Origin of the sequence: Sphingomonas sp. (assembly GCF_048595155.1) — a bacterium.
GTDB lineage: Bacteria > Pseudomonadota > Alphaproteobacteria > Sphingomonadales > Sphingomonadaceae > Sphingomonas_I.
Genome location: NZ_JBMDXN010000012.1, coordinates 59,844 through 72,197, shown reverse-complemented (window position 1 = coordinate 72,197; position 12,354 = coordinate 59,844). Strand labels below are relative to the sequence as shown.

At 63.6% G+C, this 12,354-nt stretch carries 12 protein-coding genes; 11 read left to right on the top strand and 1 reads right to left on the bottom strand.

Annotation, left to right across the window (positions count from 1 at the left end):
- The first annotated feature begins 4 nt into the window (after positions 1-4).
- From rpmD to guaA, 9 genes are all read left to right on the top strand, one after another.
- On the top strand, positions 5-181 hold the full coding sequence (gene rpmD / locus ACOJSI_RS02680) for a 50S ribosomal protein L30 (RefSeq protein ID WP_420136715.1): 177 nt from the start codon (positions 5-7) through the stop codon (positions 179-181).
- A 48-nt stretch (positions 182-229) separates the two neighbouring features.
- Positions 230-760: a 50S ribosomal protein L15 gene (gene rplO / locus ACOJSI_RS02675; protein ID WP_420136714.1), complete on the top strand. Its 531-nt coding sequence runs from the start codon at positions 230-232 to the stop codon at positions 758-760.
- Positions 761-879: 119 nt separating this feature from the next.
- Positions 880-2,241 (top strand): preprotein translocase subunit SecY, encoded by a 1,362-nt coding sequence (gene secY / locus ACOJSI_RS02670; RefSeq protein ID WP_420136713.1) that lies wholly within the window; start codon positions 880-882, stop codon positions 2,239-2,241.
- Positions 2,238-2,903: an adenylate kinase gene (locus tag ACOJSI_RS02665; RefSeq protein ID WP_420136712.1), complete on the top strand. Its 666-nt coding sequence runs from the start codon at positions 2,238-2,240 to the stop codon at positions 2,901-2,903. The genes secY and ACOJSI_RS02665 overlap by 4 nt, the downstream gene beginning before the upstream one ends.
- 187 nt (positions 2,904-3,090) lie before the next feature.
- The gene (gene rpsM / locus ACOJSI_RS02660; RefSeq protein WP_420136711.1) at positions 3,091-3,459 is read left to right on the top strand and encodes a 30S ribosomal protein S13; all 369 of its coding nucleotides are present in this window, start codon (positions 3,091-3,093) and stop codon (positions 3,457-3,459) included.
- A gap of 59 nt (positions 3,460-3,518) precedes the next feature.
- A complete protein-coding gene (rpsK, locus tag ACOJSI_RS02655) occupies positions 3,519-3,908 on the top strand; it encodes a 30S ribosomal protein S11 (protein ID WP_303546323.1) in 390 nt (129 codons plus the stop codon).
- 91 nt (positions 3,909-3,999) lie between these two features.
- On the top strand, positions 4,000-5,070 hold the full coding sequence (locus tag ACOJSI_RS02650) for a DNA-directed RNA polymerase subunit alpha (protein ID WP_420136745.1): 1,071 nt from the start codon (positions 4,000-4,002) through the stop codon (positions 5,068-5,070).
- A 119-nt stretch (positions 5,071-5,189) separates the two neighbouring features.
- Positions 5,190-5,606: a 50S ribosomal protein L17 gene (gene rplQ / locus ACOJSI_RS02645; RefSeq protein ID WP_420136710.1), complete on the top strand. Its 417-nt coding sequence runs from the start codon at positions 5,190-5,192 to the stop codon at positions 5,604-5,606.
- Positions 5,607-5,730: 124 nt separating this feature from the next.
- Positions 5,731-7,290, top strand: coding sequence for a glutamine-hydrolyzing GMP synthase (gene guaA, locus ACOJSI_RS02640; protein ID WP_420136709.1), 1,560 nt, complete (start codon positions 5,731-5,733; stop codon positions 7,288-7,290).
- Between the two features lie 18 nt (positions 7,291-7,308).
- On the opposite strand, the gene ACOJSI_RS02635 is transcribed toward guaA, so the two are convergent.
- A complete protein-coding gene (locus ACOJSI_RS02635; RefSeq protein WP_420136708.1) occupies positions 7,309-8,208 on the bottom strand; it encodes a LysR family transcriptional regulator in 900 nt (299 codons plus the stop codon).
- 105 nt (positions 8,209-8,313) lie between these two features.
- On the opposite strand from ACOJSI_RS02635, the gene ACOJSI_RS02630 reads away from it, so the two are divergent.
- Together ACOJSI_RS02630 and ACOJSI_RS02625 are read left to right on the top strand one after the other, a co-directional pair.
- Positions 8,314-9,873: a proton-conducting transporter membrane subunit gene (locus tag ACOJSI_RS02630; protein ID WP_420136707.1), complete on the top strand. Its 1,560-nt coding sequence runs from the start codon at positions 8,314-8,316 to the stop codon at positions 9,871-9,873.
- Between the two features lie 19 nt (positions 9,874-9,892).
- Positions 9,893-12,313: a YbcC family protein gene (locus tag ACOJSI_RS02625; protein ID WP_420136706.1), complete on the top strand. Its 2,421-nt coding sequence runs from the start codon at positions 9,893-9,895 to the stop codon at positions 12,311-12,313.
- Positions 12,314-12,354 lie beyond the last annotated feature (41 nt).

Genomic DNA, 12,354 nt, shown 5'->3' with positions numbered 1-12,354 from the left:
ATAGATGGCGACCATCAAGATTACCCAGACTGGATCGCCGATCCGCCGTGTCGCTACGCAGCGTGCGACGCTGATTGGTCTTGGCCTCAATAAGATGCATAAGACCAGCGAGCTCGAGGATACCCCCGAGGTTCGCGGCATGATCCGCAAAGTACAGCATATGGTGAAGGTGGAGGGTTAAACCCCTCCACCTCATCGGGCGCGACAAAAGCGAAAGCGAGTGCAGACGATGAAGCTCAACGAAATCAAGGACAATGAAGGCGCTCGCAAGGGCCGGATGCGCGTCGGACGCGGCATCGGTTCGGGCAAGGGCAAGACCGCTGGCCGTGGCCAGAAGGGTCAGAAGAGCCGCGAAGGCGTCTCGATCAACGGATTCGAGGGCGGCCAGATGCCGCTCCACATGCGGATCCCGAAGCGCGGCTTCAACAATCTTTTCGCCAAGGATTATGCCGAAGTAAATCTCGGCCAGATCGAGAAGCTGGTTCAGGCCGGCAAGCTCGACGCCGGCAGCACGATCGACCATGCCGCGCTCAAGGCAGCAGGTGTCGGCCGGGGCGGCAAGGACGGCGTCCGCATTCTCGGCAAGGGCGAATTCTCGTCCAAGCTGACCTTCAACGTTGCCGGCGTGTCCGCTTCGGCGCGCGAAGCGATCGAGAAGGCCGGCGGCTCGGTTTCGGTGATCGAGGTGGTGCCCGCGGCTGAAAAGGCGCAGGCCAAGAAGGGCCAGACCCTTGCTGCCAAGAAGGCCGCACGCGGCTAATTCGACACCGGCTTAGACAAGCACGGATCAGCCACTATATGGAGCGGCGGAGGCGGGGACACTGCCCCGCCGCTCTTTTGTTTTTGCCGCTCGTTTTTCCCGGGGTTCGATAAAGTCTGATGGCATCCGCAGCCGAGCAACTGGCCTCCAACGCCAGCCTGTCGCAATTCTCCAAGGCGACCGACCTCAAGCGTCGCTTGTGGTTCACCCTCGGCGCGTTGATCGTGTTCCGTCTGCTCTCCTACGTACCGCTGCCGGGCATCGACCCGCGCGTGCTGGAGTCGCTCTTCAACACGACGAAGGGCGGCGTGATGGACTTTTTCAACACCTTCACCGGCGGCGCGCTGACGCGCATGTCGATCGTCGCGTTGGGCGTGATGCCCTACATCACCGCCTCAATCGTGGTGCAGCTGTCGACCTCGCTCAGCCCCAAGCTTGCCGCCATCAAGAAGGAAGGCGAGAGCGGGCGCAAGAAGCTCAACCAATATACCCGCTACGGCACGGTGCTGCTGACTGCGATCCAGGGCTATTTCATTGCGGTCGGCCTGGAAGCCTGGGGCAATAGCGCCGGCCAGGTGGCAGTCGTGGTGGATCCGATGCTGTTCCGGCTGACGACAGTGATCACGCTGGTAGGCGGCACGATGTTCCTGATGTGGCTGGGTGAGCAGATCACCACGCGCGGCATCGGCAACGGAGTCAGCCTCATCATCATGGCGGGCATCGTAGCCAGCCTGCCGACCACGGTCGCCAGCTCGTTCGAAGCGATGCGCACCGGCGCCAGCTCGCCGTTCATGGTGCTGGGTGGCTTTGCGCTGGTGATCGGCCTCATTCTGATCATCTGCTTCATGGAGCGTGCGCAACGGCGCGTGCTCATCCAATATCCCAAGCGCCAGACGCAACGCGGCATGATGCAGGCGGACAAGAGCCACCTGCCGCTGAAGATCAACACGGCCAACGTGATCCCGCCGATCTTCGCCTCGTCGCTGCTCGCCCTGCCGCTGACGATCACGCAGTTCGCCGGCAAGCATCTGAACGGCGAAAGCCGCTGGGGCGATTTCGTGATCTCGCTCAACCAGTGGATCGGCCAGGATACACCGATGTACTTCCTGCTCTATGCAGCGGGGATCATCTTCTTCTCGTTCTTTTACACGGCGGTCGTGTTCAATCCCGAGGAGACCGCCGACAATCTGAAGCGCCACGGCGGCTTCATCCCCGGCATTCGTCCAGGCAAGACTACCGAGACCTATCTGGATTATGTGCTGACGCGCATCACCGTGATCGGCGCCATTTACCTCACCGCCATCTGCGTGCTGCCGGAAATGTTCATTCCGCGGCATCTGGTCGGTTTCGGCGGCACCAGCCTGCTGATTGTGGTCAACGTCACGATTGATACGGTGACGCAGATCCAGAGCCACTTGCTGGCGCATCAATATGGCGACCTTATCAAGAAGGCTCGTCTCAAGGGGGGCGTGCGTCGATGAAGTTGCTGATCCTGCTGGGCCCCCCGGGGGCGGGGAAGGGAACGCAGGCGCAGCATCTGGTTTCGCGCTTCGGGCTGGTGCAGCTCTCGACCGGCGACATGCTGCGCCAGGCGGTCAAGGATGGCACCGAAGTCGGCCGCAAGGCCGACGCGATCATGAAGGCCGGTCAGTTGGTGCCGGACGAGATCGTGACCTCGCTCATCTCCGAGCAGCTCGACAAGCATGCCCACGCACCGGGCTTCATTTTCGACGGCTATCCGCGTACGCAGGCGCAGGCGGTCGCGCTGGACGCGTTGCTGGCGGATCGCGGCATGAAGCTCAATCACGTGATCGAGCTGACGGTCGATGAAGATGCGTTGGTGACGCGGATCGCGGGCCGGTTCACCTGCGCGCGCTGCAACGAAGGGTATCACGACACATTCAAGCTGCCGAAGGTCGCGGGTGTGTGCGATATCTGTGCCTCGACCGAATTCAAACGCCGGCCCGACGACAATGCCGAGACGGTGCGTGCGCGGCTTGCCGTCTATCGTGCGGACACGGCGCCGATCCTGCCTTACTATGAGGCGAAGGGCATCGTCAGCCGTGTCGATGGCATGGGGGATATTGCCTCAGTGGGGGCTGCGATCGATGCGATCGTGCAGGATGTGCCGGTTTCGGCCTGAGCGGTGGAAGGGAGCGGGGCCGCGCGGCGGTGCTTGACTCTCCCAGCGACTCTCCGTATCGGTCATCTATCCCACGAACCCGGTTTCCGGCGGCGCAGATGCGCGCGCCGTTTTTTCGCTGTTTGGGGACTTAAGCGACGAGATGGGGCGGCGGCCAACCGCCCTGTGGAGCAGGAGAAGCAAGAATATGGCACGTATTGCGGGTGTTAATATCCCGACCAACAAGCGCGTAGAGATCGCGCTTACCTATATCCACGGCATCGGCCCGGCCAAAGCCAAGGAAATCACCGCCAAGCTCGGAATCGATCCGGCTCGTCGTGTTCAGGATCTGTCCGACCAGGAAGTCCTGCAGATCCGTGAAACGATCGACGCGGGCTATCAGGTCGAAGGCGATCTGCGCCGTCAGGTAGCGGTGAACATCAAGCGGCTGATGGATCTGGCCTGCTATCGCGGCTTGCGTCATCGCAAGGGCCTTCCGGTTCGCGGCCAGCGCACGCACACCAATGCGCGCACCCGTAAGGGCAAGGCCAAGCCGATCGCCGGCAAGAAGAAGTAATCACCTGGTCGAGCCGGCTCGTCCGGCTCCCGGTCCTTGCAGAATAGGGATATAGGAAAATGGCACGCGAACCTCAGCGCATTAAGCGGCGCGAGCGTAAGAACATCACCTCTGGCGTCGCGCATGTGAACGCCAGCTTCAACAACACCATGATCACGATCACGGATGCACAGGGCAATGCCATCTCCTGGTCGTCGGCCGGCATGATGGGCTTCAAGGGCTCGCGTAAGTCGACGCCCTACGCCGCCCAGGTTGCCGCCGAAGACGCCGGCAAGAAGGCTGCCGAGCATGGTGTCCGCACCCTCGAGGTCGAGGTCAAGGGGCCGGGTTCGGGTCGTGAGAGCGCGCTGCGTGCGCTCCAGGCCGTGGGCTTCCACATCACGTCGATCCGCGACGTGACGTCGATCCCGCACAACGGTGTCCGTCCGTCCAAGCGGCGTCGCGTCTAACATTTGTTTCCCGGGGCTCCGTCCAGCTCCGTTCTGTTTTCGATACCGGCCGCAGCGGACGCGCCGCGGCCTCAGCCCCGAGGGGACCATGATGGCGATCAATGCCAAGAACTGGCAGGAACTGAAGAAGCCCGTCGCGCTCGACAAGAAAGTCGGCGGCGACACGAAGCGGAAGGCGACCTTCGTTGCCGAGCCGCTTGAGCGGGGCTTTGGTCTGACGCTCGGCAATGCGCTGCGGCGCGTCTTGCTGTCGTCGCTGCAGGGCGCGGCGGTGACCTCGATCAAGATCGAGAATGTGCTGCATGAATTTTCGTCGCTCGCCGGCGTCCGGGAAGATGTCACCGACATCGTTCTGAACGTGAAGCAGATCGCGCTGCGCATGCAGGGCGAAGGCTCCAAGCGCCTGCAGCTGTCGGCCACGGGCCCGGCAGAGGTAACCGCGGGTGACATCGTCACCAGCGGCGATATCGAAGTGATGAACCCGGATCTGGTGATCTGCCATCTGGACGACGGCGCGACGCTCAACATGGAGCTCACCGCTCAGTCGGGTAAGGGCTATGTTCCCGCAGCCGCCAATCGCCCGGCCGATGCGCCGATCGGCGTCATCCCGGTCGATGCTCTATATTCGCCGGTTCGCCAGGTCGCGTACAAGGTTGAAAATACCCGCGTCGGCCAGGAACTTGACTATGACAAGCTCACGCTGACGATCGAGACCGACGGCACCGTGACGCCGGACGATGCGATCGCTTATTCGGCGCGCATCCTGCAGGACCAGCTTCAGCTGTTCGTGCATTTCGACGAGGGTATGGCCGTTTCCGCGCCGTCGCAGTCGTCTGCGGCTATGGCACCGATCGGTGGCGGCGTTGCCGAGCCGGAAGCCAATTCGAACCAGCTCAACCGCTTCCTTCTCAAGAAGGTCGACGAGCTGGAATTGTCGGTCCGTTCCGCCAATTGCCTCAAGAACGACAACATCATCTACATCGGCGATCTGGTTCAGAAGACCGAAGCGGAGATGCTGCGCACGCCGAATTTCGGCCGCAAGTCGTTGAACGAGATCAAGGAAGTCCTCGCTTCGATGGGGCTGCGCCTGGGGATGGAAATCCCCGGCTGGCCGCCGGAGAATATCGAGGAAATGGCCAAGAAGCTCGAACAGGAATTCTGATTGGGCGGGGGTGCCGCGGTGCCCCCTCTTATCATCGGAGGGCTAAGGGCGGTGGCCCACTTCACCGCCAGGCTGGGCGTACCTCAAACGGCGCCCTGACGAACTGAAGGAAGAAGATAATGCGTCATCGTGTCGGCGGCCGTAAGCTGCAGCGTACCTCGTCCCACCGTACCGCCCTGTTCCGCAATCAGGCGGCGGCTCTGATCAAGCACGAGCAGATCACCACCACGCTCGCCAAGGCGAAGGAGCTTCGCCCCTATGTCGAGAAGCTGGTTACGCTGGCGAAGAAGGGCGGTCTCTCCAACCGTCGTCTCGCCCACGCGCGTCTGCTCGACGATACGCAGCTGGTGAAGCTGTTTGACGTGATCGCGGCGCGCTATGCGGACCGCAATGGCGGTTATACCCGCGTGATCAAGGCCGGCATCCGCGCATCGGACGCCGCAGCCATGGCCGTGATCGAATTCGTTGACCGTGACGTTTCCGCCAAGGGCCAGGATTCGGGACCGGTGCTCGACGACGAGGCCGAAGCCGCCTGATCGGCGCGAATATCGCTGCAATCGAGAAGGCCCCGGTGATCGCACCGGGGCCTTTTTCATTGCCTATGCAGCGTCGGACGCGTCTTGGCTGGACAAGTTTTGCGGCCCTCCTTATCCGCCGCCCATGAGCGCCGCCCCCACTGATTGCATCCTGATCGTCGACTTCGGTAGCCAGGTAACCCAGCTGATTGCCCGGCGGGTGCGCGAGGCCGGCGTGTATAGCGAGATCGCCCCCTTCAACGCTGCCGACGCCGCGTTCGAACGGCTCCAGCCAAAAGGCATCATCTTTTCCGGCGGCCCATCCTCCGTGATGTGGGACAATAGCCCGCGCGCGCCTCAGCATTTGTTCGATCGCGGTCTGCCGATCTTGGCCATCTGCTATGGCCAGCAGACCATGGCGCACCAGTTGGGCGGCCGTGTGGCGCCGTCCGACAATCGGGAATTCGGCCGCGCCTTCATCGACATCGTCGCCGAATCCGCGCTGTTCGATGGCCTGTGGAAGATCGGCGAGAGCCATCAGGTCTGGATGAGCCATGGCGATCGCGTCGAAGCGCTGCCCGACGGGTTCTCGGTCGTGGCGCAGTCGCCGGGCGCGCCTTATGCGATCGCGACCGACGAGGCGCGACGCTTCTATTCGATGATGTTCCACCCGGAAGTGGTGCACACGCCCGATGGTGGCAAGCTGATCGCCAATTTTGCACGCCATGTTTGCGGTCTGGCCGGCGATTGGACGATGGCGGAATTCCGGGCAGCCAAGATCGCCGATATCCGCGCCCAGGTCGGTGACAAGCGCGTGATTTGCGGACTGTCCGGCGGAGTCGACAGCGCGGTCGCGGCCGTGCTGATCCATGAGGCGATCGGCGATCAGCTTACCTGCGTGTTCGTCGATCACGGGCTGATGCGGCTGGGTGAGGCCGAGCAGGTCGTTAGCCTGTTCCGCGAACATTATCACATCCCGCTGGTCCACGTGGATGCGAGCGAGACGATGCTGGCGGGATTGGCCGGGCTCACCGATCCGGAGGCCAAGCGCAAGTTCATCGGCAAGACCTTCATCGACATCTTCGATGCCGAGGCGAGCAAGATCGGCGGCGCGGATTTCCTGGCGCAGGGCACACTCTATCCCGACGTGATCGAGAGCGTCAGTTTCACTGGCGGCCCCTCGGTCACGATCAAGAGCCACCATAATGTCGGCGGCTTGCCCGAGCGCATGAAGATGCAATTGGTCGAGCCGTTGCGCGAATTGTTCAAGGACGAAGTCCGGGTGCTCGGCCAAGAGCTGGGCTTGCCGGCGGCGTTCGTCGGCCGCCATCCCTTCCCTGGCCCCGGCCTCGCCATCCGCATCCCGGGAGAAGTGACGAAGGAGCGTTGCGACATCCTGCGCAAGGCTGACGCTATCTATCTCGACGAGATTCGTCGAGCCGGCCTCTACGATGCGATCTGGCAGGCGTTCGCGGTGCTACTGCCGGTGCGGACCGTCGGCGTGATGGGCGATCACCGCACCTATGACAGCGTGTGCGCACTTCGGGCTGTTACCTCGACGGACGGCATGACGGCCGACATATATCCCTTCGACTCGGCCTTCCTGGCGCGTGTCGCGACCCGCATCGTCAACGAAGTGCAGGGCATCAACCGCGTGGTGTACGACTATACGTCCAAGCCGCCCGGCACGATTGAGTGGGAATAGCCGCGGCCCAGCCGACGATCAGCTGATCGGATCATGCTGGACGCCCGCCTTGGGCAGTAGCTCGTGAAGCAGCTGGTTGGGGAAACGGCGGTTCAAGGTGATGGCGTAAAAGCTCTCGGTGAGCTGCGGGATGCGGCACCGCTCCACGAGTGCGCCGGATTCCAGTTCGTCGCGTACGACAATGGGTGGGACCAGCGTCACACCATCTCGCTCCCGCGCCAAGAGACGCAGCATCGCCATGTCGTCGACCTCCGCCAGGATGATCGGGCGGATGCCTGCCAGGTCCAGCAGCCGATCGAAGCCTATACGGATATCGCTCTCCAAGCTGGGGAGCAGCACCGGCTCGCTGCGCAGATCGTCCGGGAAGCGGAAGGGCATCTCCTCCGACCTTGGGCGTCCCACAAGGCTGACCGGCTGTTCGTTCAACAGGTGGTTGCGGAAGGGCGCGCGGGCGTCTCTCGGAGCGGCGCTGTTGGAAAGTATAACGTCGATCGCGTGAGCCTCCAGCTGGGCCAGCAGGTCGCGGATGGTGCCGGAGCGCACGATCAACTCGACGTCGGCGCGGCCGACCAGGGGGTTCAGAAACTCAAGCTGAAAATTGCGGGACAGGGTCGTCAGCGCGCCAACCCGTAAAACCTGGCGGTTCGCCAGAGGGCGCCCATCGAGCGTGCTCATCAATTCGTCGCCGGCCTGAAAAACGGTGTCGGCATAATCGAGCGTGATCTGTCCGGCTTCGGTGAGCACCAGCCGCTTGCCCACGCGGTCGAACAGCGCGTGCCCCATCTGATATTCCAGTTTCTGAATCTGCACCGACAGCGCAGATTGCGACAGGTTCAACCGCTCGGCCGCCCGGGTGAGGCTGCCTTCATGCGCAACCGCCCAGAAATACCGCAGATGGTTGAAATTCAGGCTCTTCATATCGTTCTTTAAAACAGAACGAAACGTATCAAACAATGAACTTTTATGATATCTGGCTGGCAACTACTGGCCTTCCCGTTCCGCATCACGCGTTGGGGAAGACCTTTGACGATAGATATTCTGCCATTTGCCGCCCCCTTGGCCCTGCTGCTGAGTGCAGCCATCGCCTTTTTAGATCCTGGCCGCCGACCCCGCATTGCCGGCCGCGTCGCTGAGGCCTTGGCCCTGCTTGCGCTCGCGATTGCCGGCGCTTCCACGGCTCTGCTGTTCGCACACGGAGCGTCGGACGGCATTGTGATCGGTATGCGGGGGATCGGCGTCTCGATCCGCCTCGACGCCATCAGCGCCGTGATGCTGCTGTTGGTTTCGTTCATAGGCTGGGTCGTGGTGCGCTATACGGCGACGTATCTCGATGGGGAGCCACGCCAGGGGGCGTTTACCGGCTGGCTGTCGTTGACGCTGGCGGCCGTGCTCTTGCTGGTGATCTCCGGGAATCTCGAACAGCTGGTCGCGGCCTGGATCGCGACGAGCTTGTTCCTGCATCGGCTGCTGCTATTTTATCCGGATCGGATCGCGGCGAAGCGGGCTGCGGCCAAGAAGTTCGTGACCGCCCGGATCGGCGATGTAGCGCTGATCATAGCGGCGGTCTTGCTGACGTCGGCCTATGGCACGACGGAGATCGCCCCGATCCTGAGCGCAGCACGCGCCGGGATGGGCGGGGGGCTCGCGGTGGCCGCGGCGGGATTTCTGGCGATCGCCGCGCTGCTGAAATCGGCTCAGTTTCCTACGCACGGCTGGCTCACCGAAGTGATGGAGGCCCCCACACCGGTCTCGGCGCTGCTCCATGCCGGCGTCATCAATGCCGGCGGCTTCCTGCTGGTCCGCTTCGCCGACGTCATGTTGCTCGCGCCCGGTATATTGGCCGCCTTGGTCTTGATCGGCGGGTTCACGGCCCTATTCGCGGGCTTGGTGATGCTGACCCAGCCTGCGGTGAAAACATCGCTTGCCTGGTCGACGGTCGCCCAAATGGGCTTCATGATCCTGGAATGTGGGTTGGCGCTGTTCCCGCTCGCCTTGCTGCACATTGTCGCCCACTCGCTCTACAAGGCCCATTCCTTCCTGGCCTCGGGTGGCGCTGTTGATCTGGTCGCCGCCAATCGCCGCCCCGGGCCTGTCGCTGTGCCCAAGGCGGGGGCTGTCGGGCGTGCCTTTCTCCTGGCGCTCGCCATCTATGTCGTGGTTGGGGTCGGTTTCGGGTTCCACCACAAGTCGCCACAGGCCATCGCCCTGGGTGGAATCCTGATCTTCGGGGTCGCCTATATGCTGGCACAGGGCCTCGCCGACGCTGCACCATGGGCCTTAACCCGGCGCACCATTGTCTATGCCGTGGCCACGTCGGTCAGCTATTTCGCGCTTCAAGTTTTCGCGGTGTGGCTGACGTCTGGCATCCTGCCCGCGGCCCCGGCACCAGGTCCCTTGCAATGGGCGCTGATCGTCCTCGCGGTCGCCAGTTTCGGGCTCGTCGCGGTGGTCCAGGCGATGTTCCCGCTGTGGGCCTACCACCCCGCCGCAGCCGGACTGCGCGTGCACCTTTCCAACGGCTTTTATGCGAACGCGGTGTTCGATCGGCTGCTCGGCGGCTGGCGGCTGCGCGACGCCTCCTGACTTTTGCGGAGACAGACTCATGGCGCATTCACATCCTTCCTGCGAGCAAGACGTGCTCACGCTTGATCTCGCCGTCGATCATGCCGTTCGGGCCATCCCGCCCGCGTGGCCGCTGGCCTCCAGCGTCGCGGTCAACCCGTTCCTTGGCCAGGCCGATCAGGATCTCGCCACGGTTGCGGCCAGATTGGCCAGGGTGGCGGGAACTTCGGTGACCATGCCGCGCGCCTGGTATCGCGACCGGATCGCCGATGGGGATATCGAGGATGCCGATCTTTCGGACGCTCTGGCAGCCGCACCGCTTGCGCTCCGCCCGGCAGATCTCGGCGCACTGAAGGCAGCGGCGCAGGTGGCAAGGCCCGACGCCATCGCCTTGCCGACGATTGCAGACCTTGCCGCAGACGTCTCCGGGATCGATTGGCCCGGCCTGATCGCCCAGCGTTTTGGTGCATGGGCGGCGGGCTACATTGATGCGGGGCAAGCGCTCTGGGCTGCCCCCTGCGGAAGAGGGGCCTACGCCGCCTGGCGCGCAGTTGCGACGCACGATTTGACGCCCGAGATCGCTGGTCTTGCCGGCTTTGCGACCCATGTCTCGCAATCTCCGGAAGCCCCAGTGGATGCGGTGGTGAGCGTCGCACAACGGATCGGCGTGTCGGCTACGGCCGCGCCGACCTATTTTCACCAGATGCTCATGACGCTGGGCGGCTGGGCGCAATATGCCCGCTACCGGCTGTGGCAAGCGGAACTTGCCGGCGGCACCGACGCCACGGTGTCCGACTTCTTGGCGATCCGCCTGGTTTGGGAAGCGGCTTTGTTCGATCGGTACGAAAAGGACATCGGCGCACGCTGGGCAGCCGTCGTCGCCACCCACGCCTTGCCGGTTGCGGCAACGTCCGACGATGTCGTCGACACCATCCTGCAGGAGGCATCGGAACGGGCGGCGCAGCGCAAGCTCGCCGACACCCTTGCGGTGCCGGGCGGCGCGGAGATCGTAAGCCGGCCCGCCTTGCAGGCTGCTTTCTGTATCGATGTCCGGTCGGAAATATTCCGGCGCGCGCTCGAGTCGGTGAACCCGGCGATCCAGACCTTGGGGTTCGCGGGTTTCTTTGGTCTAAGGGCGTCGCATCGCCGCTTTGCCTCCGACGTGAGCGAACACCGCTTGCCCGTGCTGCTGAACCCGGGCCTGACGACCTGCTCGGGCGGCGCGAACGATGCCGGTGCGGATCAGGATGCTCGCTTGAAGGCGCGGGCGAGGCGGGCCTGGGGCCGGTTCAAGCTGGCCGCCGTGTCATCCTTTGCGTTCGTCGAGGCGACCGGACCGATCTACACCGGAAAGCTGGTGATCGACGCATTGGGGCTGCGCGCCAAGCCGGCGCCGAACGATCCCGCGCCTCGGCCCGATCCTGCGCTGGATCTTGAAACCCGGATGGCGGCAGCGGAGACGGTGCTACGCGCCATGTCGTTGACGGCGAATTTCGCGAAGCTGGTGATCCTGGCAGGCCACGGCGCTAACGTCGTCAACAACCCCCATGCCAGCGGTCTCCAGTGCGGCGCCTGTGGGGGATATTCGGGTGAGGTCAATGCGCGCCTGCTTGCCGCTTTGCTGAACGATCCGAAGGTTCGCTGCAGCCTCGATCGGAAAGGCATCGCCATACCGGCCGATACACTGTTCGTTGCCGCTCTGCACGACACGACAACCGACGCGGTTACGCTCTACTCCGACGACTGCGTGTCCTCTGCGCACGGGACGGCGCTGGACGAAGCCCGGATCTGGCTCGCCGCAGCCGGCAAGATCGCTCGGGGTGAACGGGCATTGCGGCTACCACGGGGGACCGGTGAGAGCAGCCTCGTCAAGCGCAGCCGCGACTGGGCAGAGGTGCGGCCGGAATGGGCGCTGGCAGGCTGCAAGGCCTTTATCGCGGCGCCACGCTCGCGGACGGCAGGACGGAACCTCGAAGGCCGTGCTTTCCTGCACGACTATGACTGGAAGGGGGACAAGGAGTTCGGCGTCCTGGAACTGATCCTGACCGCGCCCGTGGTGGTGGCAAGCTGGATCAGCCTGCAATATTATGGATCGACGGTGGCGCCGGCGGTGTTCGGCGGCGGCAACAAGCTGCTGCACAATGTCGTTGGCGGCATCGGCGTCGTGGAGGGCAATGGCGGTACTCTGCGCGCCGGCTTGCCCTGGCAATCTGTCCATGACGGCGAACGCTTGGTGCACGAGCCGCTGAGGCTGTCGGTCTGCATCGAGGCGCCACGGGAGGCGATGACGGCGGTCCTGGAACGCCACCCTGGCGTCCGCGCCCTGTTCGACAATCGGTGGCTCTCTCTCTTCGCGCTGGACGAGATGGGCCGGATGGCATGGCGCTACACCGGCGATCTGGCATGGGCACCGATCCGTCAGGCCGAAACCTCGCCGGTTCTGCCCGAAATGGCCGCCTGACAGGCGCCGCTCTCTCCATGCATGTGGAACGACCGCCGGCG